Source organism: Allokutzneria sp. A3M-2-11 16 (assembly GCF_024213555.1).
Lineage (GTDB): Bacteria > Actinomycetota > Actinomycetes > Mycobacteriales > Pseudonocardiaceae > Allokutzneria.
In genome coordinates, this window is sequence record NZ_JANAVO010000001.1 from 1,529,920 (window position 1) to 1,551,520 (window position 21,601).

Sequence of the window (21,601 nt, forward strand, 5' to 3'; positions counted from 1 at the left end):
GCGGGACTCGGTACTCGGCAGCGACCGAACCTTCACCCAGCGGCGAACTGCACGTCCGCGTCCCACTTGTCGAAACCCAGCTTCTCGTAGACCCGGATCGCCGCGGTGTTGACCGCCTCGACGTAGAGCATCACGGCGGGCAGGCCGAGTGAACGCAGGTGGTGCAGCCCGGCGAGGAGCAGCACGGAGCCCAGGCCGCCGCCCTGCGCGTCCGGGTCGATGCCGACGACGTAGACCTCCCCGATCGGCTCACCGCCGGTGCTCGGCGAGGCGGGGTGCACCTTGGTCCAGTGGAAGCCGACGACCTCGCCGTCCCGCTCCGCGAGGAAGAAACCGTTGGCGTCGAACCATTTCTTGGCCTCGCGGGTGCGGACGTCGGCCTCCGTCCAGCCACCCTGCTCCGGGTGCCAGGAGAACGCGCGGTTGTTGACCGCGACCATGGCGGCCTCGTCCTCGCCGGGCCGGAACGTCCGCAGCACAACACCTTCCGGCGTCGCGCGGGTCGGAAGGGGCTCGGCGAGCGAGCGCCGCATCCGCCGGAGCTCGCGGGCGCGGCGCAGTCCGAACTTCTCGGCGAGGTGCCTGGCGGCGGGCGTTTCCCCGTGCGCCCAGATCCGCAGCTTGGCGCGGTCCGGCACCTTGGCCAGGACGCCGTCGAGCAGTGCGGAGCCGGTGCCGCGGCGGCGGTGTTCCGGGTGCACGGCGAGTTCGGCGACCGTGTTGCCGTCGTTGTCCACCGCGCGGTCGAGGAAGGCGTAGCCGATGACCGGCCCGCCGTCCCGCTCGACGGCGACGAGGTGGTCCCCGCCGTCGAGGTTCAGCAGCACGTGCTCGCCGATGGGGGCCCTGCCGTCGACCTCGGCCGCGGCGGCCGCGAGCGCGCGCACCTGGTCGGACTGTTCGCCGGAGAGCCGTTCCTGCCAGATCAGTTCCACGGAACCGACGTTAACCCCTTGGGGCTCACAGCGAAGTGGGGATCCGAGGCATGGGAGTGGCCGGGAGCGAGGTGCGCTGCGGCGAGGAGGACCGCGTCGCCGGGCGGACGAACTTGTAGCCGACGTTGCGCACGGTGCCGATCATCGTCTCGTGTTCGAGGCCGAGCTTGGCGCGCAGGCGGCGCACGTGCACGTCCACGGTGCGGGTGCCGCCGAAGAAGTCGTAGCCCCAGACCTCCTGGAGCAGCTGCGCGCGGGTGAAGACCCGGCCCGCGTGCTGCGCGAGGTACTTGAGCAGCTCGAACTCCTTGTAGGTCAGTTCGAGCGCGCGCCCGCGGAGCTTGGCGGAGTACATGGCCTCGTCGATGACCAGTTCGCCGACCTGGAGCGCGCCGTCGCCGCCCCGGTGCGCGGCGGCCCGGCGACCGCGAACCATCCGCAGGCGGGCGTCGACCTCGGCGGGGCCGGAGTTCGGCAGCAGGATCTCGTCGACGCCCCAGTCGGCGCTGAGCGCGACCAGGTTGGCCTCGGTCACCACGGCGATCACCGGCACGTCGATGCCGCTGCCCGCGAGCAGGCGGCAGAGGCTGCGCGCGCCGACCAGGTCGGTCCGGGCGTCCACGATGACCGCCTCGTGCGGACCGGCCTCCAGCAGCGCGGAGACGTCCGGGGCGAGGGGGCGGACCTGGTGCGGGAGCAGGGCGAGCGCGGGGAGCACCGACTCGGGGTCGCGGTCGGTGGTCAGCAGCAGCAGGTCGACGCTCGACATGGGCGCTCCTCTCGCGCGGGCCGGTCGCGGGCCGCAAGAGTCGGGTCGGCGCCGTTGCCGATGGATGTCGGGGAGGATACCGGGCGTGCCGCGCACAAACCTAGGCCGCGAAACCCTCGTCACACTGATGACCTCGGATAACGTTCGCCTGCACGCCCGCTTGCACGATTCAGCCGAATCCTCCGGTCTGGCCGTCGTCGTGGCACACGGCGTAACACACCACATCGACCAGCCCAACGTCGCGCGGCTGCTGCGCAGGCTCGCGCTGAGGCACACCGTGCTGGGCTTCGACCTGCGCGGACACGGTCGCTCCGGTGGTTTCTCCACGGTCGGCGACACGGAGATGCACGACGTGGACGCCGCGGTCCGCTACGCGAGGCAGCGCTACGAGCGGGTCGCGACGCTCGGCATCTCGCTCGGCGCGTCGGTGGTGCTGCGCCACGCCGCGCTCATCGACGCCCCGGACGCCGTGGCCACCGTCAGCTGTCCCGCGCGGTGGTGGGTTCGCGAGACGGCGGCCATGCGCCGGGTGCACTGGATGCTGGAGCAGCCGCAGGGGCGGATCGCCGCGCGGCTGCTCGGGGTCCGGCTCGGCAGGCCGTGGGCGGAGATCCCGGCGTCGCCGGTGGAGGTGGTCAGCCGCGTCCCGCCGGAGAAACTGCTGATCGTGCACGGCGCGGAGGACCAGTATTTCCCGGCGGAGCACGCCGAGGCGCTGCACCGGGCCACCGGCGGGGAGGCCGACCTCTGGCTCGAACCGGGCATGAGGCACGCTGAAAGCGCGCTGACGCCACAGCTGGTCGACCGCATCGCTCGGTGGCTGGACGAGCGCACCCGAGGCAACTCCATCGGGGTGCGTCACGTCCCCCTATCGGTACCGCGGCCCTCCAGCGGCGGACCGAAGCAAGGATTGGACGGAGAACCCACGTGAAGAAGCTGGTCATCAGCCTGGTAGTCGTACTGGGCCTGTTCGTGGTCGCCGACTACGCCATCGCGGCGACCGCCGAGTACCAGTTGTCGCAGCGGATGCGGACCCAGCTCAACATCACCGAGGACCCGCACGTCCGGATCAACGGCTTCCCGTTCATCTACCAGGCGCTCACCGGCGACTACCCCAATGTGGAGATCCGCGCGGTCGGCGTGCCGCTGACCAAGGACGGCAAGATCAAGGTCGAGGGCGAGGTCCGGCTGCGGCACGCCCGCGCCCCCCTCTCCGACCTGATCTCCGGCAACACCCAGGACATGCGGGTGGACGAGGTGCTCGGCGCGGTCAAGGTCACCGCGAGCGATGTCGGCAAGTTGATCGGCATCCCGGACCTGAAGATCGAGAACCCCACCCAGGAGGAGCTGAACAAGCTCCAGAACGACGTCAACCGGGTCAAGGAGCAGGAGGAGCCGAGGCCCCCGCTCGCCGGGACCGTGCAGGACGAGGAGAAGCGCAAGGCCCTGGTCCGGCTGACCGGCAGCACCACCATCGCCGGGATCAAGACCGAGATCACCGTGCTCGGCGTGATCCAGATCGTCGAGGGCCAGATCGAGATCAAGCCCCACACGCTGCGGCTGGGCAACGCCAAGTCCGGCGGTGACGTCACGCTGCCGCCCGCGATCGAACGCGCCGCACGGGCCGCCTTCACCACCCGGGTCAACCTCGGCGCGCTGCCGTTCACCGTGGTGCCGACCGCGGTCCGGGTTGAACTGAACCAGCTGGTGATGGAGGCTCTGGCCAAGGACGTGCACCTGCGCACCCTCACCGGGCGCATGGGGCAGTGACCTTCTAGTTCCTCGGCGGTGACGATGACGGGTTTCGTCGTTGTACTGGTCGCGATCGTCGTGACGGTCGCGATCGGCCTGCTCTACCGCGTGCTCAACGGACGGGTCAGGGAGAAGGCGCGGCCGGTCGAGGTCGCGCTGCCCACGCCGGTGCGCACCGCGCTGGACTCGGCCCCGGAGACCGGCTCCCCGGTCACCCTGCTCCAGTTCTCCACCACCTTCTGCGCGCCCTGCCGCCACGCGCGGGTGCTGCTCACCGACCTCGCCGGGAGCACCGAGGGGCTGCGGCACGTCGAGTTCGACCTCACCGTGCACCCCGAGGTGGCCGGGGAGCTGGGCGTGCTGCGCACCCCGACCACGCTCGCGCTCGCTCCCGACGGGCGGGAGTTGCTGCGGGTCAGCGGGCTGCCGAAACGGGACGCGCTGGTCACCGCGCTGCGCCCGCACCTGCCTTAGTCCCATCGAGTCCCACTGGATGGACGCCCTTCCCGGAGCGCGGGCGTTCGGAGTAGCCTCGCCGACATGTACGTATGGCTGACCAAGCGACGCGTGGTGGACCACTGCCGCGTGCGCAGCAGCCTGTGTCGCCTCTGACGGGCGGTTGCTGACGGCTGCGCCGAGCGCGCCGGGAAACCGCCTCTGACGGACTCTTTTCGCAGTCGAGTCAGGAGGCAAGTCGTGTCCGTAGACCCACCGGTCGATCCCCGAGGTCCCCGCTTCTCGGCGTGGATGACCAGCCTGGTGCTGGTGCTGGTGCTGGTCACCGGGGTGTGGCAGCTGCTGGCCGCGCAGACGGTGATCTTCGCGATGTGCGCGTTCGTCAGCCTGCGGCTCAACCCCTACGGCCAGCTCTACCGCACGGCCGTGCAGCCGCGGCTGAAGCCGACGACCGAGCGCGAGGAGTCGGCGCCGCTGCGGTTCGCCCAGGGCGTCGGGTTCGTCTTCACCCTGGTCGGCACGATCGGCTACGCCTCCGGCCTGACCACCCTCGGCCTCGCGGCCACCGCGGCGGCACTGGTCGCGGCGCTGCTCAACGCGGCGTTCGGGCTCTGCCTCGGCTGCGAGATGTACCTGCTGCTGCGCCGTTTCCGCGCGGCCTGAACACCCATCCCCAACTGTCCCAAGTAGACGGAACTGTCACGAGGAGCGCTCGATGAGCCGTGAGAACGTCCTGGTCTCGGCCGAATGGGCCGAGCAGAACCTCGACGCCGAAGGGGTGGTGTTCGTCGAGGTCGACGAGGACACCGCCGCCTACGACACCGGGCACATCCCCGGCGCGATCAAGATCGACTGGAAGCAGGACCTCCAGGACCCGGTGCGCCGCGACTTCGTCGACCGCGAGGGCTTCGAGAAGCTGTTGTCCGCCAAGGGAATCTCCAACGACAACACGGTGATCCTCTACGGCGGCAACAACAACTGGTTCGCCGCCTACGCCTACTGGTACTTCAAGCTCTACGGCCACGCCGACGTGAAGCTGCTCGACGGCGGCCGCAAGAAGTGGGAGCTGGACGGTCGCCCGCTGGACAAGGACGACGTCCAGCGGACCGGGACCAGCTACTCCGCGGCCGAGCCGGACACCTCGCTGCGCGCGTTCCGCCGCGAGGTCGAGGACTCGATCGGCAAGAAGAACTACGTCGACGTGCGCTCCCCCGACGAGTTCTCCGGCAAGCTGGCCGCGCCCGCGCACCTGCCGCAGGAGCAGGCGCAGCGGCCCGGCCACATCCCCGGCGCGCTGAACGTGCCGTGGAGCAAGGCGGCCAACGAGGACGGCACCTTCAAGAAGGACGAGGAGCTGCGCGAGCTGTACAAGGCGGAGGGCCTGGACGAGTCCAAGGCCACCATCGCGTACTGCCGCATCGGCGAGCGGTCCTCGCACACCTGGTTCGTGCTGCGCGAGCTGCTCGGTTACTCCGACGTGAAGAACTACGACGGTTCCTGGACCGAGTACGGCTCGCTCGTCGGCGTGCCGATCGAGCTCGGCGCGGGCAAGAAGTAAGGAGCGAGGACATGAGCAGCTGCGGAGCCCCCGCCCAGACGGCGACCCTGCCCGCCAACATCGATCCCGGCAAGGAGGTCGTGCTCTCCGGGCGCGTGCTCTCCTCCGGTGCCCCGGTCGGCGGCGCGTTCGTGCGCCTGCTCGACTCCGATGGCGAGTTCACCGCCGAGGTCGTCTCCTCCGAGGGCGGCGACTTCCGGTTCTTCGCCGCGCCCGGCTCGTGGACGGTGCGCGCGCTGCACCGCTCGGGCAACGGCGAGGTGTCGGTGAGCGCCGACGGTCCCGGACTACACACCCTTGAGGTCGCGGTCTCCTAGACCACTCTGAGAAGTTCGGCCCCGTTCCGCTGCATCGGAACGGGGTCGAACTCTTTTCCTGTCAAGGCAATCACTTCCCCGCCGCAGCCGGAGCGCGGTCTCCGTCAGCGGCCGGTGGGGTTGTTGATCCTCGTCACTCGGTGGGGGTGGGGCGGCACGGACGCCCCACCCCCGGCGTTAAGCTCAGGCGGTGGAATGGTTCTTTACCGGGCTGATCGGGCTGGCCGCGCTGCTGACACTGTGGTTCGCCGGCTACGTCGTCTACCGGCTCTACGCTGACCAGCGCTGACGAGTGAATCGCAGGACATGACCCAGACTCCCCCCGAGCCGACCCCGGGCGCCGTTCCCGGGAGCGGTGACGCCGCAGTACGCGCCGCCGCCGAGCGCGCCGAGTACACCCGCGACCGCAACCTGCCGCAGTTCGAGGACATGCCCATCGAGGGCGATACCGCGAACCTGCGCCTGGGCCCCAACCTGCACGACGCGTGCCTGGACCTGCTGCCGCTGATCGGCGTGTGGCGGGGCGAGGGCGAGGTCGTCTACCCGACGATCGAGGGCCCGTACCGCTTCGGCCAGCAGGTGACCTTCGCCCACGACGGGCGGCCCTTCGTCCACTACGAGGCGCGGTCCTGGCTGCTGAACGAGGCCGGTGAGGTGATCCGCCCGGCAGCACGGGAAACCGGCTTCTGGCGCCCGCAGGCCGACGAGACGATCGAGGTGCTGCTCACCCACTCCTCGGGCATCGTCGAGATCTACTACGGCAAGCCGATGAGCCAGACCGCGTGGGAGTTCGGCACCGACATCGTGATGCGCACCGCCACGGCCAAGGAGGTCAACGCGGCGCAGCGGCTCTACGGCGTCGTCGAGGGCGACCTCGCCTACGTCGAGGAGCGCGCGATGGCGGGCCAGCCCATGCAGCCGCACACCTCCGCCCGCCTCACCCGAGTCGTCGGCTGAGGCCGCCCTTCGGCCCTCGCCGCACGTGAATTCCGTGCGGCGAGGGTTTTTTCTGTGCGGCGAGTCAGGTGACAATCGGTTGCATTCCATCAATACGAGTTTTTGTCACACGAATGAGCGATCCTTCCGTCACATTCTTCGCCCGACCCCGAATCGCGGATTCGCTCACCGCGCCTGATTCTCGTACTCTCCTCACGAAAGGCGGAGCAAGGTCAATAATTCCTCAGCGCCTCCGTGCGGAGAAGCAGATCTCCCGGATGACACGCACGGAATCCCTCGCATCCTGTACTCAGTGGAGACAGAGTTGAGAACGCGCATCCTCCCGATCGCCATCGTGCTGGCCACCTTCCTGGTGTGCGGTTTCGCCGTGATCGCCTCGGCCGCGCCCGCGGAACCGGTCAACGTGGTGGTGCTTGGTGACTCGACCGCATCCGGCACCGGTGCCGGGGAATACCGGGACCGCACCGCGGGCGTCTGCTGGCGCAGCGGCCACTCCTACTCCGAGGTCGCCGCGGCGAAGCTCCGCACCGGCGGGCGGAAGGTGCAGGTGCGCAGCGTCGCGTGCAGCGGCGCGGCCATCAACGACGTGCGCACCGCCTTCAAGAACGAGCCCGCGCAGCTGGACGCGCTCAAGCCGGACACGAATCTGGTGCTGCTCACGCTGGGCGCGAACGACGTCAGCTACGCCGAGTTCGGCGCCCTGTGCATTCAGGGCGACTGTTCCAAGGCCGGGAAATCGGTAACCGACCAGCTGCCCGCGATGAGCAAGAACCTGCTCAAACTCTTCGGTGAGATCAAGGCCAGGAGCCCCCGGGCCAGAATCGTCGCGGTCGCCTACGGCCGTCAGCTCGCACTCGGCCACAACTCGCTCACCGCGCTCGACCCGGTCTGCGCTCCCATTCTGTTCACCAGCGAGGAACGCGTCGAGGGGAACAAGGTCGCCAGCGCGTTGGACGCGGCCCTTCGCGGCACGGTCAAGCAGGCCAAGGACAGCGGCATCGACGCGCTCTTCGTCAGCCCCTACAAGGCCGACTCCGTCACGGTCGGCAAGGAATTCGCCAACCACGCTCAGTGCGAGTCCGGGGTGCCCTACTACCGCGGTTTCGACGCCCTGCTGCCCACCCAGGAGGGCAAGGAGGCCGTGCTGCACCTGAACCGGGCCGGGCACGCCGCTCTCGGCGGGCTCGTCGCCGCGAGCGTTCGCTGACCGCCGCCGGTGGGCTGATCGATCGTGATCAGCCCACCGGCGCAGGCAGTCAGGCGTAGGCGGCCTCGTAGAGGGACGAGATCTCCTCGTGGAGGGGCGTGAAGTCGGGCAGCGGCGTGCCGTTGAGGGTGTGCACGCGGGTGATCAGCCGGACGCTGGAGACGCACCAGAGGCCGTCCGCGCCCGCGAGGTCCTCGACGGTCATCGGCTCGACCTTGGTCTTCCAGCCCGCCGCCTCGGCCGCGCGGAACAGGGCCGCCTGGGTGGTGCCCTCCAGGATGCCGAGCGGGGGCGGGGTGGTGGTCAGGGTGCGGTCCTTGGCGATGACCACCGTGGACGTGGGCCCCTCCAGCACGGTGCCGTCGGCCGCCGTGAAGATCACTTCCTGGGCGCCCTGGCTCTGCGCGTAGCGGGTCGCGGCCATGTTCACCGCGTAGCTCAGCGTCTTCGCGCCCAGCAGCAGCCACGGCGCGCGCTCGGTGAGGTCGGTGCTGTAACCGCGGTCCAGGGTGAGCGCGGCGACGCCCTCGCGGCGGTAGCGGATCGTGCTGTCCGGGATCGGGATGCCCATGGCGAAGCCGGTCGGCGTGCCGTCGCCGTACTCCGCGCCGCGGGTGTAGATCAGCTTCAGCCCCATCTCGGGGTGGGTGTCCCACGGCCACGCGTCGATGACGACCCGGCTGACCCGCTCCCACGCGGGCACGTCGACCGGGGGCATGCCCAGCAGTGCTGCCGACCGGGCGAGCCGGGCGAGGTGCGGGCCGAACTCACGGGTCCTGCGGTTCACCACGAAGATCGTTTCGAACACGCCGTCGCCGCGCTGGACGCTGTAGTCGTCCGGTCGGAGGATTGGTGCTTCGGGGTCGACGAGGGTCCCGTCGAGCTTTGCCACAACGCGCATGCGCCTCAGCCTACGATTGTGCTCGTGGACAGCGCGCCGGAGATGCTCCGCCGGACCCTGCGCGAGCGCGGGCTGCGGATGACACCGCAGCGCCAGCTGGTGCTCGACTCGGTCACCGACCTGGGGCACGCGACCCCGGAACAGATCTGCCAGCGGATCCAGCAGCGCACGCCGACGGTCAACATCACCACCGTCTACCGCACGCTCGACCTGCTCGAACAGCTCGGGCTGGTGCGCCACACGCACCTCGGGCACGGCGCGCCGACGTACTCGGTGGACGCCCACGAGCACGTGCACCTCGTCTGCCACCGCTGCGGCGAGCTGGACGAGGTGCCGTGCGAGGCGCTCGCGGCGCTCGGGGAACAACTGCACGCCGCGCGGGGTTTCCACCTGGATGCCAGCCACCTCGCGCTCTCCGGGGTGTGCGCGGACTGCTCAGTCAGAGATCAGGAGTTGCCGTGACGCTAGGCCAGCCAGGTGCGATCGCCCCGCCGGAGGACTCGGCGGACCCCGGGGTGCCGTGGCACTTCGGCGATCCGCTCGCCGAGCAACGGACGGCGTCGCGGTCGGCCGCGGTGATCGACCGCTCGCACCGGGGCGTCATCGCGATCCCCGGCCCGGACCGGCTGACCTGGCTGCACTCGCTGACCAGCCAGCACATGACCGCGCTGACCGACGGCTCCGGGACCGAGCTGCTGGTCCTGGACGTGCAGGGCCGGGTCGAGGACCACGCGGTGGTCGCCGAGCTGGACGGCACGGTGTGGCTGGACACCGAGCGGGAGCGGGTCCAGCCGCTGCTGGCCTACCTCACCAAGATGGTGTTCTGGTCGAAGGTCGAACCCAGGGACGCCACCGAGGAGTTCGGCCTGCTCACCGTGGTCGGCCCGAACACCGCCGACGTGCTCGGCGCCGTGGGGGTCCCCGTGCCGGAGGGCGTGCTCGCCCTTCCCTGCGGTGGCTTCGCCCGGCGGATGACCGCGCCGGACTCCGTCGACCTGCTGCTGCCCCGCGCCGAGCTCGGCCAGTGGTGGACGCGGCTGACCGACGCGGGCGCCCGGCCCACGGGCAGCTGGACCTACGAGGCGCTGCGGGTGGAGTCGCTGCGGCCCCGGCTCGGCAGGGACACCGACGAGCGCACGATCCCGCACGAGGTCTCGTGGATCGGCCGCGCCGTGCACCTGGACAAGGGGTGCTACCGGGGCCAGGAGACGGTGGCCAGGGTGCACAACCTCGGCAAGCCGCCGCGGCGGATGGTGCTGCTGCACCTGGACGGCTCGCAGGAGGTGCTGCCCCAGCCCGGAGAACCGGTCACGGCGGGCGGCAAGGTCGTCGGGCGGGTCGGGACCGCGGTGCTGCACCACGAGCTCGGCCCGATCGCGCTGGCGCTGCTCAAGCGCTCCGTGCCGGTCGACGCCGAGCTGGCCGCCGGGGAGGGCGAGGACGCGGTGAGCGCCGCGATCGATCCCGACTCGGTGCCGCCGGACACCGGTGAGCAGCCAGGACGCGCCGCGCTGCGCAGGCTGCGCGGCTGACCACCGGCTTCGGGGCTACCTCCGACCGCACACGACTGGCAGGATCAGCCACCATGACTGCGTCGTCAGGCAGAGGGTCGTCGGGCACTCTCATCACGGTCGCCCCCACGGGGGCGGAGCACAGCAAGGCCGAGGTCCCGAACCTGCCGGTCACGCTGGAGGAGCTGGTCCGCACGGGCCAGGACTGCGAGCGCGTCGGCGCGGGCATGATCCACGTGCACATCCGGGACGCCGACGCCCAGCCGACGCTGGACCAGGGTCTGCTCAAGGAGACCGTGGCCGCGCTGCGCGCCGAGACCAACCTGATCGTGCAGCTGTCCACGGGCGGCGCGGTGACCGATCCCGAGGAGCACCGGCTGGCCGTGCTCGACGCCATGCCGGACTCGGCCTCCTGCACGATGGGCACGGTCAACTTCGGGACCGACGTGTTCATGAACCGCTGGGAGTTCATCGTCGAGCTGCACAAGCGGATGCAGGAGCGGCGGATCGTCCCGGAGTACGAGATCTTCGACATCGGCCAGCTCGCCTCGCTGAACCGGCTGCTGGACGAGCACGGGGCCCCGGCGGGCGGGCACGTCCACGTCGACCTCGTGATGGGCATCCCGGGCGGTATGCCGGGCACGACGGAGATGCTGACCTCGGCCCTGCGGCTACTGCCCGCCGGAGCGAGCTTTTCGGCGACGGGCATCGGGAGGACCTCGCTCCCGGTGATGTTGGCCTCACTCTCCGCTGGCGGTCATCTGCGGGTCGGCATGGAGGACACGCTCTCCTACGCCAGGGGTGAGCGCGTGCGCGACAACGCCCAACTCGCGGCCCGAGCGGCGGCGTTGTCCCGGATCGCGCAACGGCCGCCGTTGGCCGTCGAGGAGGCCCGGGCATTGCTCGGGGTGCAACAAACCAGGTGATTATCGGAATCTGTACCTGTTGGGAGTAGAGCGGGTGTTGGCGGCTGACCGGAATGTCCCGCAGGATGGGCACGTGATCGAGGTACGTCCAGGCGGGCGCCGGAGGATTGACCGCGTGCTGGCCCCGGACTACACCGAGGGTGTCGAGCAGCGCCCCCTCAGCGAGGTGCGGGAGCTGCGGGACGAAGCTGCCCAGGAGGAGACGGACCTCTCCTACGTGCGCAGGCTGCTGCACGCCAGGATCGACATCGTGCTCGCCGAGCAGCGCAGGCGGTCCGAGGGCGGCCCGACCTCCGTGGTCGAGCAGCTCGTCGGCATCCTCTCGGAGAACGCGGTCCGGTCCACCAGCAGCCTCGGGCGGGCCCAGATGCCGGAGCCCTCGCGAGCGGAGGCGCACCGCAGGCACGTCGAGACCCTGGTCTCCGACGTGGACCTGTCCAACGTCACCTCGCTGACCGAGGAGCAGATCGCGCACGCGCTGCGGGCCTACCGGGCCGAGGAGGCCTCGGTCTCCGGGCGGCGGCGCGAGGTGCAGGTCGTGATGGACAAGCTCAACGAGGAGATCGCCCGGCGGTACCGGGAGGGCAGGGCGTCGGTGGACGACCTGCTGGCGGCCAGCAGGCTCCGCCGGCAGGACGGGGCCGACGAACCCGAGGAGGACTAGCCATCGCCAGCGAACTGGTCGAGGTGGTCCGCTCCGGCGTGCGCGAGTGCGTGCACCACGGCTCGGTGATCGTGCTCGGTCCGGCCGGCGAGGTGGTCACGGTCCACGGGGACACCCGCAGGCCGATCCTGCCGCGTTCGTCGAACAAGCCCGTGCAGGCGTTGGGCATGCTGCGCTGCGGGCTCGACGTGCCCGACGACGCGGACCTCGCGCTGATCTGCGCCTCGCACAACGGCGAGCCGGAGCACATCGAGCGGGCGACGGCGCTGCTGGCCAAGCACGGCCTCACCCCGGACGACCTGTTATGCCCGCCGGACTACCCGGTGCACGAAGGCAGCAGGAACGCCTTGGTGGCCGCGGGTGGCTCGGCGAACCGGATCAGCATGAACTGCTCCGGCAAGCACGCGGGCATGCTCGCCACGTGCGTGCAGCGCGGCTGGCCGATGACGTCCTACACAGATCCGTCGCACCCGCTCCAGGTGACGATCAGGGACTCGCTGGCCGAGTTGGCCGAGGAGCCGATCGCGCACACGGCGGTCGACGGCTGCGGGGCGCCGCTGTTCTCGGTCTCGCTCTACGGGCTCGCTCGGGCCTTCGGCAAGCTCGCGCAGGCGGAGCCCGGCTCCGATCTGCGCCGCGTCGCCGATGCCGTGCGCGCCCACCCGCACCTCGTCGCGGGAACGGGGCGCGAGGACACTCTGCTGATGAACGCCGTGCCCGGCCTGCTGTGCAAGGCGGGCGCCGAGGGCGTGCACGCGGCGGCTCTGCCGGACGGGCGGGCGGTCGCGCTCAAGATCGCCGATGGGGCCCAGCGGGCGCGGATGCCGGTGATCGTCGGCGCGCTGCGGTCGCTCGGCGTCTCCACTCCGGCCCTGGAGGAGCTGGCTGAGGAGCCCGTGCGCGGCGGTGGCCGTCGCGTCGGTTCGGTTCGCCTGCTCCCCGGCATCTTCTAGGGACAGGCGAAGGGGCCCTCACCCCCTGCCGGTGAGGACCCCTTCTGGCTTGTGCTGCTCCCTAGTGCTTAGGGAACTCGATGGTCAGTGTGGACCCGGTGTGGTGCACGGACCTCGGGAAGAGGTCCTTGTCCGTCCCGATGACCCAGGAAAGGGTGCCCTCGAAGTCGCCGTTGAGGACGACCTCGCCGACAACACCCTTACCCGCGATACGACGCGGACCGGTGTACGGGTTGCCGTACCAGTCGTAGCCGCACAGCATCCTGACCTCGTACCAGTTGGACCCCTTGACCTGGACCGGGTCGCCGGAGCCGTCCTGCACGGGCGGCTCGGTCAGCTCGCGCACCGTCACGTCCTCGACGGGGCGGGAGTAGGTCAGGTCGACGGCGGTCGTCTCGCCGGTGTCGCGAACCTGCACGCCGGAGAAGGTGAACGGTTCGCACTCCTGCACCGGGGCGGCGGAGGCGGCGGGCGCGAACACGCCCAGCAGCCCGGCCGTCACCGCGCTGGCGGCGACCGCCTTGCGCAGACCACGGGTGGGGACTCGCGAAGTCATCACTTTCCTTTCGTTGCGGTTACTCGGGGTGAGTACCCATTCAGGTTCGAAGAACACGGGCGAGCGGAAAAATGGACTACTTGCCGGGGGTCACGTCGACGTTGAGGGTCTTGCCGGTGGCCTTCCACGTGAACTTGTGGCGGTCGGTGACACCGATGTACCAGGTGGTCTGGCCCGCGTGACCACCGGCGTAGACGACCTGCTCGACGGCGCCCTCGCCCGCGATGGGCTTCTTCAGGAAGCGGTCGTAGGAGTCGACGTCGTTGCCCTCGGTGACGACCTTGATGAACGCCTTGCCCTTGACCGCGACCGTGCCCTCGCCGACGTTCGGGGTCGGCTTCTCGCCCCTGGGCAGGTAACCGACCGAGCGGACCTTGCCGACCAGGGAGCAGTTGAAGTTGAAGACCACGCCGACCTTGGCGGAGTCCGCCGAGACCAGCACGTTCTTCATCGAGTTGCCGTCAGCGCAGTTCACGGCGGCCGGAGCGGTCTTGGCGACCGCGATCGGGGCGATGGCAGTGCCCAGAGCGGCGACCAGGGCGCCACCGACTGCGAGGCGGGAAAGCAGCGAAGTCATCGTGTTCCTCAGACGAGGTTGAAGTAGAGGGAGACGGTCTTGCCCTCGACGGTCTTGGTGAAGGCGCGCTTCTTGTCGACGCCGATGTACCAGGTCGACTGACCGGCGTGGTAACCGCCGTGCACGATCTCCTTGACCGCGCCCTCGCCCTGGATGCGCTTCGGGCCGCTGTAGCTGTCACCGCCGACGTTGTAGTCGTTGATGATGACGCGGACGAACGCCTTGCCCTTGACCGCGATCGCGTCTCCGCTGCCCTCCTGGGACGGCTTCTCGCCCGGGTTCAGGTAGGTGATCTCCTGGACGGCGACCTTGCAGTGGTGGTTGAAGTAGACGCCGATGCCGTCGTGGTCCGCGCTGACGAACGCGTCCTTGAGGACGTTGCCGTCGGAGCACTTCACAGCGGCGGGGGCGGGCGCGGCGTTGGCGATCGGGGCGACCGCGCCACCGAGAGCGGCGATCAGGACGCCACCGACGGCGAGGCGGGAAAGCAGCGAAGTCATTGTGTTCCTTACAAGTTGCGGCGACTGGCGGTGGGCGGGACTCAGACCTTGACGGTCACGTTGACGGTCTTGCCCTTGACGGTCTTGACGAAGTCGCGCTTCTTGTCGACGCCGATGTACCAGGTCGACTGACCGCAGCTGGTGCCCGCGTACACGATCTCCTGGACAGCGCCCTCGCCCGGGATGTGCGACGGGCCGGTGTACGGGTTCTGGGTGACGTTGATGCCGTCGACGCTGACCCGGATGAACGCCTTGCCCTTGACGGTGAGCTTGCCCTCGCCGGAGACCGGACCCGGCTTCTCACCGGCGGGCAGGTACGCGACCTCGCGGACCGAACCCTCGACCTTGCAGTTGTAGTTGAAGACGACGCCGATGCCGCCCTTGTCCGCCGAGTGGAAGACGTCCTTGAGGGAGTTGCCCTCGGTGCAGTTCGCGGCGGCCGGAGCGGGCGCGGCGTTCGCGATCGGGGCGACACCGGCGCCCAGAGCAGCGATCAGGGCGCCACCTGCGGCGAGGCGGGAAAGCAGCGAGGTCATCGTCTTCCTTTCAGCTGTGGCGCCTGGGGTGCGCCGGACAAGAACGACTGAACCACACGTTGTTGGAAAATTGGCAACCAAACCGTGTGACCAAGATGACGCATGCCCACAGAGCGGAATACTCGCTAGTAAGCGTGTCCCTTCAGGCAGTTGTGACCATCGTCACCGCGAGCCCCAACCTCAAGAAACGGTTAATGACCTGCGGTTTTGCTGAAATTTGCACTTCGGGCACGAGCGAAGGATCTTGAAGTGGCCCATGCGCCGACATGGAAAATCTTCCACATGACGTCGCTATTATATTACGTGTGTTTCCGAATAGTGGGAATACACTCCCGTCATGTGGATTCGGCTCCTAGGCTCGTTCGATGATCACGCGCCCCGATCGGTACCGCTGGGTCGTGCTCGCGGCGGGAGCCCTCGGGCAGGGCGCGAACGCCTCCTACTTCCTCGGCCTGCCGGTGCTCATCCCGCAGCTGCGCGACCACTTCGCGCTGTCCCTGCCGCAGGCGGGGCTCCTGGTCGGCGCGGTCAACCTGGGCACGATGCTGACGCTGGTGCTCTGGGGCGCCAGCGCGGACCGCTTCGGGGAACGGCCGGTGATGGCCATCGGTCTGCTCGCGGCTGCCCTGTGCCTGGCCGGAGCGGCGGCGGCCGACGACGTGCTGTTCGCCGCGCTGGCGCTGCTCGGCGCCGGGGCGTTCGGGGCGAGCGCGAACGCGGCGAGCGGGCGAGCCGTGATGATCTGGTTCCCGGCCGGTCAGCGCGGCATCGCGATGGGGGTGCGGCAGTGCGCCACCCCGGCGGGCGCGGCGCTCTCCGCGCTCGTGCTGCCGCTGGCCGCGCACGCCGGCGGTGTCCCGCTCGCCTTCCTGGTGCTGGCCGCGATCAGCGTGATCGCCGCGATCGCGGTCGTGATCTGGGTCCGCGAGCCGGAGGGCGCGGTGCGGGCGCCGAAGGACAGCGGCGCCGGTGAGGTGCTGCGCTCCCCCAGGTTGTGGCGGCTCAGCCTGGCCAGCGCGTGCCTGGTGATCCCGCAGTTCACCACCGCGGCGCTGCTGGTCGAGCTGTTCCACGAGCACCGCGGCGTGAGCCTGGCCGTCGCTTCGACCCTGCTCGCCGTCGCCCAGCTGTTGGGCGCGGGCGGGCGGCTGTTCAACGGCGCGTGGTCCGACCGGGTGCGGAGCAGGCTCGGCCCGCTGCGCACCGTCTCGGTGCTGATCGCCGCGTCGCTGGCGCTGGTGGCGTTGCTGGACTGGGGAAACGTGGCCGTGCCGGTGCTCGCGGTGGTGGCGGTGGCGGCCACCGCGCTGTCGCTGAGCTGGAACGGGCTGGCGTTCACCGCGGCCGGGGAGATGGCGCCCGAGGGCCGGAGCGGCACGGCGCTGGGCTTCCAGAACACGGCCAACTACCTGGCGGCGGCGATCGCACCGGGCATCGCGGGTTGGCTGGCCGCGGAGGTGTCGTGGCCAGTGGCGTTCGCGGTGGGCGGCGGGGCCGCGGTGCTGAGCCTGGTGTTGCTGCGCAAGCTCTGAATATCGGTTGCCGGGTCGGACGGGCGCGGCGACAGTTCGCCTCATGCGCGATCTTCCGGGGGCGTTCCGCCGCGTGTGGGCGGGCGAGTCGGTCTCCATGCTCGGGGACTACAGCTACGACGTGGTCTTCGCGTGGCTGGTGCTGTCCACCACCGGGTCCACGAACGCGACCCTGGCCGCCGTCATGGTCTCGATCGCGGTGCCGCGCGGCGCGTTGTTGCTGGTCGGCGGCGCGGTCACGGACAGGCTGTCGCCGCGCGCGGTCATGCTGCTCTCCCACCTGGTGCGCGGCGGCTCCGTGCTCGCGCTCGCGGTGCTCAACGCCACCGGGACCATCGCGATCTGGCACTTCTTCGTCTTCGGCGTGCTGTCGGGCATCGCCGAGGCGTTCTTCTGGCCCGCGAGCACGAGCATCCTGCCGTCGCTGGTCACCGACGAGCAGCTGCCGAAGGCCAACGCGCTGCTCGGGATGAGCGAGCAGTTCGGCCGCCTCGCCGGGCCGATCGCGGGCGGCGTGCTGGTCGCGCTGGGCAATACGACCACGGCGATGTTGGTGAACGCGGCGACGTTCTTGTTCGCGGCGTTCACATTGAGCGGCGCGCCGAAGGGGACACCGGCGGAGCGGCCGGAAACCCCGTTGTGGCGCGAGATCGGCGTCGGTCTGCGCTACGCCCGCGACAACGTCGAGATGCGGATCGTGCTGCTGCTGGTCACCGCGGCCACGCTGGCCTATGCCGGGCTGTTCGCCGTCGGACTGCCCGCGCTCGCGAAGGAGCTCTCCGGCAGTCCGATCGCGCTCGGCGTGCTCGTGGCGTCGTGGGGGCTCGGCCAGCTGGTCGGTGCGCTCAGCGCCTCGGTCACCGGGCTGCCGCAGCGATGGGGCTTGTTGATCATCGGCATGACGCTGTGCGAGGGCTTGGCCTTCGCGCTCGTCGGTTTCCTGCCGAGCGTGTGGGGTGCGGCCGTGGTGCTCGCGGTGCTCGGCGTCGGAGTCGCGTATTCCAGCGACGTGGCGCTGCCCGCGTTCATCCAGAGCACCGCGCCGCGCGAGCTGCTCGGCCGCGTGAACAGCATCGTCGACCTGCCGAGGATGACCCTCGACTCCGTCTCGATCGCGCTGATGGGCGTGCTGGTCGCGATCGACGTGCAGTGGGCGTTCGTGCTCGCGGCGCTGCCGATGCTCGCGGTCGGCATCGGGCTGGCGCTCAGCCGGACGGCTCGGGGGATGCGCGCAGGGCATGCCCGTGGGGCCTCGTTCGATGAGAGCCGGGATTCAGGTCGTTCCTGGCAAGACGGCGGGTAGGCCGCGTACCGGTGTTGTACGTGGGCTGCCCGGCGACGCAGCCAGGGGCGGGCTGAGCCCGGCTATCGCGAACACGGGCTCCACGGGCATGCCCTCAGTTGTGCTGCTCGCGGGAGGCCAGGTCGCTCCAGAACTCGCGGAGCTTCCCGTAGCGCTCGGCGGCCAGCTCGGCGTTGCCGGTCTCCAGCGCGCTCAGCGCGACCTGGACGTCCTCCGCCGAGGTGTCCTCGGTCAGCTCAGCGTCCTCCAGCAGCTGGACCAGGCCGCCGTAGTCCAGCTCGATCACCGAGTTCGCGTCGAAGTGCGCCAGCCAGCGGGAGGTGTCCCGGAGGATGCGGGCGGGCCCCTCCTCGCCGAGGGTCGCCGCGACCACGGCGTGCGCCTCCTCAGCGCGGCGGCGCGCGTCGGTCATGGAGATCAGCCAGTGCACGCTGCGCTCGGCGTCCGTGCGCTCCTTCAGGACCACCTTGCGGGCACCCGGGTCGACCAGCGCGAACCACGGCAGCGGCACGGTCCACGTGGAGGAGACGACGTGGGCGGCCCGGCGCGGCAGGTTGCTCAGCGCCGCCGACGCCCTGGCCTTGACCACCTCGACCGGCATCGGCAGGGCCGCGTCGACCAGCGGTCCGACCGAGTTGGCCAGGAAGCCCATCACGCCGGCGGCGGCGCGGGGGCGGAGGTCGAGCGGGCAGACGAGCGGGGACTCCTCGGCCTCGACCGCGTCCGCGCCGGGTGCCTCGGCGGCGGGCAGCGTGATCACGTCGAGCCTGCGGAGCGCGCCCTCGCCCTCGGCGTTGTCGCCGGGCAGCAGGCGGGCCGGGGCGGATAACTGTGTCCTAAGCCACAGTTCGCGCTCCCGATCGGCCACCTGGGACCTGGTGAGACCACCTCCGTTGCGCAACGCGTGCTCGACCTGGGAACGAAACGCGCCCTCCAAGGAGGACAACGGCTCGTACACCCGGAGATAGGCGACGAACGGACGGGGCACGGGGGAATCGTGCCATGCGGTCTCAAGGGGGTCACAACCGTGTCAGGAGGCGCCGCCCGGAGCGCCGTGCCGCGTCGCATTCCGGGGCCTGAGCACGGTACGGTGACTGCCAGGAAACGAGTCGAGACGTGCGGGGCCACCACTGGTCGCCCCCGTCCCTGTATGAGGGGGTCGAGCCATGGGGCGCGGCCGTGCAAAGGCCAAGCAGACGAAGGTGGCCCGGGAGCTCAAGTACCACACCCCTCCCGCCGACTTCGATGCGCTGCAGCGCGAGCTGTCCGGGTCCGGTGACGAGCAGCCTTCTCCGGCGAAGCCCGTCGAGGACGACGAGGACGACGATCCGTACGAGGACAGGTACGCGGACAAGTACCGCGACTGACCCTCTCCGCAACGCACATCAGGGCCGTTCCACCACTCTTGGCGGGACGGCCCTGAGAACGTTGCCCACGGTGGTTGGGCGGTCTTCAAGTACCCCCCACCCCACCGCCAGCCGTCTTCAACCGCACCCAACCCCGCAGTTGGCGGCACTTACCGATCGCTGCCGCCCAGGTTCGGCGTACTTGAAGACCGCCCAACCCTGCGCTGGGACCGATCACCGATCGCGGCGACCCCAGGTGCGCGTACGCAGTCGGCGACTTCTGCGGCCGGGGTTCGGGGGTCTTCAAGTACGCCCTACCCCCGTCCCAGCGATCGCTAACTGCCACTAACCCCGGGGTTAGTGGCAGTTAGCGATCGCTGTGGCCCGGGTTCGTTGTACTTGAAGACCGGCCAACCTTGTGCTGGGACGGGGCGTTGGGTGCGGTGAAGACGCGGGGGTTAGTTGGACAGGTAGCGGACTTGGTGGGTGCGGGCGTTCTGGGCCTCGCGGTGGGCTTGGGTGATCTCGGTGCGGTGCGCCGTTTCGGGTACGCCGACCTCCCACCAAGCTCCGGCTTCCGTCCACGACGACGGGTGGGTCCGCACCAGGACCACGACCGGGCGGCGCTCCTGGAGTGCCTGCTCGCGGGCTGCCGTGTACGCCGGGCCGACGTCGTCGAGGGTGTCTGCCTGGATCACTCCGCAGCCCAGTGCGGCGGCGTGTGCGCCGAAGTCGACGCGGCGCTTGGTGCTGTCTGTGCCCTTGCTTGTCACAGTGCGGCAATCCTTGAACATGTTGTTGAAGGCTGCGCCGCCTTGGCCTTGTTGGAGGCGGGCGATCACCGCGTAGCCGTCGTTGTCGCAGACCACCGCGACCAGGGGGTGCCCGGCGAACGCGGCGGAGAACAGCTCGGAGTTCATCATCAGGTACGAGCCGTCGCCGAGAAGCGTCGTGACGACGCCCTCGGGGTGGGTTTCCGCGCGGGCCATCGCCGCACCCCAGGCCCCGGCGAGCTCGTAGCCCATGCAGGAGAAGCCGTACTCGACGTCCATCGTCGCGGCGCCGAGCGCGCGCCAGCCACCGATCAGCTCGCCGGGCAGGCCGCCCGACGCGGTCATGACGTAGTCCTGCTCGTGGGCGTTGTCGTTGACCGCGCCGACGACCTGGGCGTAGGTCGGCAAGCCGTCCGTTCCTTGACGGAGGCTGTCAACGTGCGCGTCCCACTTGCCGCGCTCGTGGGAGCCGGAGACCGTCCACGGGTCGTCGGCCTTCCAGTCACCGAGCGCGCGGTTCAGCTCGCGCAGCCCCTCCGCGGCGTCCGCGACCACGGCGAGCGAGCCGTGCTTGACGGCGTCGAAGCGGGCGGCGTTGATCGAGATGATCTTGGCTTCGGGGTGGAAGACCGTCCACGAAGCCGTGGTGAAGTCCTGCAGGCGGGTGCCGACCGCGATCACCACGTCGGCCTTGGCCGCGAGCGTGTTCGCCGACGACGAGCCGGTGACGCCGAGCGGCCCCGCGTGCAGCCGGTGGTCGTGCGGGACCAGGGTGCGGCCCGCGGTGGTCTCGGTGATCGGGACGCCGTGGGTCTGGGCGAACTCCAGCACCTTGCCTCCCGCGCCGGAGTACCGGACGCCGCCGCCGACCACGAGCAGCGGGCGCTTCGCGTTCTTCAGCAGCTCGGCGGCGCGCTCGACCGAGCGGGAGTCGGGGCGGGGGCGGGTGATGTGGTGCACGACGGGCGCGAACAGCGACTCCGGGAAGTCGAACGCCTCGCCCTGCACGTCCTGCGGCAGCGCGAGGGTCACCGGACCGCAGTCGGCGGGGTCGGTGAGCACGCGTGCGGCCTGCGGGAGCGCGGCGAGCAGCTGCTCCGGCTTGGTGATCCGGTCGAAGTAGCGGCTCACCGCGCGGAACGCGTCGTTGACGGTGAGCGTGCCGTCGCCGAAGTGCTCGACCTGCTGGAGGACGGGGTCGGGCGCGCGGCTGGCGAAGGTGTCGCCGGGCAGCAGCAACACGGGCAGCCGGTTGGCGTGCGCGACGCCCGCCGCGGTGACCATGTTGAGCGCGCCGGGGCCGATGGAGGACGTGGCCACCATGACCTGGCGGCGGTGGGTGGCCTTGGCGTAGCCGATCGCGGCGAGCGCCATGCCCTGCTCGTTCTGCCCGCGCCAGACCGGGATCTCGTCGCGGTGCTCTTCGAGCGCGTTGCCGACGCCGAGCACGTTGCCGTGCCCGAAGATCGCGAACACACCGGGGAACAGCGGCGCCTGCGAGCCGTCGAGCAGCTCCGTGCGCTGGGCGATCAGCCATCGAACCAGCGCCTGGGCCGTGGTGAGCCGCACGTC

The 21,601-nt window shown here is 70.3% G+C and carries 25 protein-coding genes; 16 read left to right on the forward strand and 9 right to left on the reverse strand.

Annotated elements, in window-relative coordinates:
- Window positions 1–32 precede the first annotated feature (32 nt).
- Together mshD and NLX83_RS07715 are read right to left on the reverse strand one after the other, a co-directional pair.
- The gene (mshD, locus tag NLX83_RS07710) at window positions 33–935 is read right to left on the reverse strand and encodes a mycothiol synthase (RefSeq protein ID WP_254234142.1); all 903 of its coding nucleotides are present in this window, start codon (window positions 933–935) and stop codon (window positions 33–35) included.
- Between the two features lie 25 nt (window positions 936–960).
- The gene (locus NLX83_RS07715) at window positions 961–1,704 is read right to left on the reverse strand and encodes a winged helix-turn-helix transcriptional regulator (RefSeq protein ID WP_254234143.1); all 744 of its coding nucleotides are present in this window, start codon (window positions 1,702–1,704) and stop codon (window positions 961–963) included.
- Window positions 1,705–1,831: 127 nt separating this feature from the next.
- On the opposite strand from NLX83_RS07715, the gene NLX83_RS07720 reads away from it, so the two are divergent.
- The 8 genes from NLX83_RS07720 to NLX83_RS07755 all read left to right on the forward strand — a co-directional run bounded on the left by NLX83_RS07720 (window position 1,832) and on the right by NLX83_RS07755 (window position 7,951).
- Window positions 1,832–2,635: an alpha/beta hydrolase gene (locus NLX83_RS07720; protein WP_254234144.1), complete on the forward strand. Its 804-nt coding sequence runs from the start codon at window positions 1,832–1,834 to the stop codon at window positions 2,633–2,635.
- Window positions 2,632–3,474, forward strand: coding sequence for an LmeA family phospholipid-binding protein (locus NLX83_RS07725; RefSeq protein ID WP_254234145.1), 843 nt, complete (start codon window positions 2,632–2,634; stop codon window positions 3,472–3,474). The genes NLX83_RS07720 and NLX83_RS07725 overlap by 4 nt, the downstream gene beginning before the upstream one ends.
- A gap of 24 nt (window positions 3,475–3,498) precedes the next feature.
- A complete protein-coding gene (locus tag NLX83_RS07730; protein WP_254236127.1) occupies window positions 3,499–3,930 on the forward strand; it encodes a TlpA family protein disulfide reductase in 432 nt (143 codons plus the stop codon).
- Between the two features lie 222 nt (window positions 3,931–4,152).
- On the forward strand, window positions 4,153–4,575 hold the full coding sequence (locus NLX83_RS07735) for a DUF4395 domain-containing protein (RefSeq protein WP_254234146.1): 423 nt from the start codon (window positions 4,153–4,155) through the stop codon (window positions 4,573–4,575).
- 52 nt (window positions 4,576–4,627) lie between these two features.
- The gene (locus NLX83_RS07740) at window positions 4,628–5,470 is read left to right on the forward strand and encodes a sulfurtransferase (RefSeq protein ID WP_254234147.1); all 843 of its coding nucleotides are present in this window, start codon (window positions 4,628–4,630) and stop codon (window positions 5,468–5,470) included.
- An 11-nt stretch (window positions 5,471–5,481) separates the two neighbouring features.
- Window positions 5,482–5,787 (forward strand): DUF1416 domain-containing protein, encoded by a 306-nt coding sequence (locus NLX83_RS07745; RefSeq protein ID WP_254234148.1) that lies wholly within the window; start codon window positions 5,482–5,484, stop codon window positions 5,785–5,787.
- A 306-nt stretch (window positions 5,788–6,093) separates the two neighbouring features.
- The gene (locus NLX83_RS07750; protein ID WP_254234149.1) at window positions 6,094–6,744 is read left to right on the forward strand and encodes an FABP family protein; all 651 of its coding nucleotides are present in this window, start codon (window positions 6,094–6,096) and stop codon (window positions 6,742–6,744) included.
- Between the two features lie 304 nt (window positions 6,745–7,048).
- Window positions 7,049–7,951, forward strand: a complete 903-nt coding sequence (locus NLX83_RS07755; RefSeq protein WP_254234150.1) for an SGNH/GDSL hydrolase family protein — start codon at window positions 7,049–7,051, stop codon at window positions 7,949–7,951.
- A gap of 49 nt (window positions 7,952–8,000) precedes the next feature.
- Here the strand turns inward: NLX83_RS07755 and NLX83_RS07760 are convergent, their stop codons facing one another.
- The gene (locus tag NLX83_RS07760; RefSeq protein ID WP_254234151.1) at window positions 8,001–8,852 is read right to left on the reverse strand and encodes an aminodeoxychorismate lyase; all 852 of its coding nucleotides are present in this window, start codon (window positions 8,850–8,852) and stop codon (window positions 8,001–8,003) included.
- Window positions 8,853–8,894: 42 nt separating this feature from the next.
- On the opposite strand from NLX83_RS07760, the gene NLX83_RS07765 reads away from it, so the two are divergent.
- From NLX83_RS07765 to NLX83_RS07785, 5 genes are all read left to right on the forward strand, one after another.
- Window positions 8,895–9,314, forward strand: coding sequence for a Fur family transcriptional regulator (locus NLX83_RS07765; RefSeq protein WP_254236128.1), 420 nt, complete (start codon window positions 8,895–8,897; stop codon window positions 9,312–9,314).
- Entirely contained in the window at window positions 9,311–10,384 is a 1,074-nt protein-coding gene (gene ygfZ / locus NLX83_RS07770; RefSeq protein ID WP_254234152.1) for a CAF17-like 4Fe-4S cluster assembly/insertion protein YgfZ, read from the forward strand. The genes NLX83_RS07765 and ygfZ overlap by 4 nt, the downstream gene beginning before the upstream one ends.
- A 53-nt stretch (window positions 10,385–10,437) precedes the next feature.
- Complete coding sequence (locus NLX83_RS07775) at window positions 10,438–11,289, forward strand: 3-keto-5-aminohexanoate cleavage protein (protein WP_254234153.1); 852 nt, start codon at window positions 10,438–10,440, stop codon at window positions 11,287–11,289.
- A 73-nt stretch (window positions 11,290–11,362) separates the two neighbouring features.
- Window positions 11,363–11,953, forward strand: a complete 591-nt coding sequence (locus tag NLX83_RS07780) for an RsiG family protein (RefSeq protein WP_254234154.1) — start codon at window positions 11,363–11,365, stop codon at window positions 11,951–11,953.
- A 14-nt stretch (window positions 11,954–11,967) separates the two neighbouring features.
- Window positions 11,968–12,906, forward strand: a complete 939-nt coding sequence (locus NLX83_RS07785; protein ID WP_254236129.1) for an asparaginase — start codon at window positions 11,968–11,970, stop codon at window positions 12,904–12,906.
- Between the two features lie 61 nt (window positions 12,907–12,967).
- On the opposite strand, the gene NLX83_RS07790 is transcribed toward NLX83_RS07785, so the two are convergent.
- The 4 genes from NLX83_RS07790 to NLX83_RS07805 form a co-directional block, all read right to left on the reverse strand.
- Window positions 12,968–13,462, reverse strand: a complete 495-nt coding sequence (locus NLX83_RS07790; RefSeq protein WP_254234155.1) for an AMIN-like domain-containing (lipo)protein — start codon at window positions 13,460–13,462, stop codon at window positions 12,968–12,970.
- A gap of 76 nt (window positions 13,463–13,538) precedes the next feature.
- Window positions 13,539–14,039, reverse strand: coding sequence for an AMIN-like domain-containing (lipo)protein (locus NLX83_RS07795; RefSeq protein ID WP_254234156.1), 501 nt, complete (start codon window positions 14,037–14,039; stop codon window positions 13,539–13,541).
- An 8-nt stretch (window positions 14,040–14,047) separates the two neighbouring features.
- Window positions 14,048–14,539, reverse strand: a complete 492-nt coding sequence (locus NLX83_RS07800; protein WP_254234157.1) for an AMIN-like domain-containing (lipo)protein — start codon at window positions 14,537–14,539, stop codon at window positions 14,048–14,050.
- Window positions 14,540–14,580: 41 nt separating this feature from the next.
- The gene (locus tag NLX83_RS07805) at window positions 14,581–15,075 is read right to left on the reverse strand and encodes an AMIN-like domain-containing (lipo)protein (RefSeq protein ID WP_254234158.1); all 495 of its coding nucleotides are present in this window, start codon (window positions 15,073–15,075) and stop codon (window positions 14,581–14,583) included.
- Between the two features lie 365 nt (window positions 15,076–15,440).
- On the opposite strand from NLX83_RS07805, the gene NLX83_RS07810 reads away from it, so the two are divergent.
- Together NLX83_RS07810 and NLX83_RS07815 are read left to right on the forward strand one after the other, a co-directional pair.
- The gene (locus NLX83_RS07810) at window positions 15,441–16,607 is read left to right on the forward strand and encodes an MFS transporter (protein ID WP_254234159.1); all 1,167 of its coding nucleotides are present in this window, start codon (window positions 15,441–15,443) and stop codon (window positions 16,605–16,607) included.
- Between the two features lie 43 nt (window positions 16,608–16,650).
- A complete protein-coding gene (locus NLX83_RS07815) occupies window positions 16,651–17,910 on the forward strand; it encodes an MFS transporter (RefSeq protein ID WP_254234160.1) in 1,260 nt (419 codons plus the stop codon).
- A 94-nt stretch (window positions 17,911–18,004) separates the two neighbouring features.
- Here NLX83_RS07815 and NLX83_RS07820 read toward each other — a convergent pair whose 3' ends face one another.
- Entirely contained in the window at window positions 18,005–18,898 is an 894-nt protein-coding gene (locus NLX83_RS07820) for a hypothetical protein (RefSeq protein WP_254234161.1), read from the reverse strand.
- 178 nt (window positions 18,899–19,076) lie between these two features.
- On the opposite strand from NLX83_RS07820, the gene NLX83_RS07825 reads away from it, so the two are divergent.
- Window positions 19,077–19,277 carry a DUF3073 domain-containing protein gene (locus NLX83_RS07825; protein WP_254234162.1) on the forward strand — a complete coding sequence of 67 codons (201 nt, stop codon included), beginning with the start codon at window positions 19,077–19,079 and terminating at the stop codon, window positions 19,275–19,277.
- A gap of 437 nt (window positions 19,278–19,714) precedes the next feature.
- On the opposite strand, the gene iolD is transcribed toward NLX83_RS07825, so the two are convergent.
- Window positions 19,715–21,598, reverse strand: coding sequence for a 3D-(3,5/4)-trihydroxycyclohexane-1,2-dione acylhydrolase (decyclizing) (iolD, locus tag NLX83_RS07830; RefSeq protein WP_254234163.1), 1,884 nt, complete (start codon window positions 21,596–21,598; stop codon window positions 19,715–19,717).
- Between the last annotated feature and the right edge of the window lie 3 nt (window positions 21,599–21,601).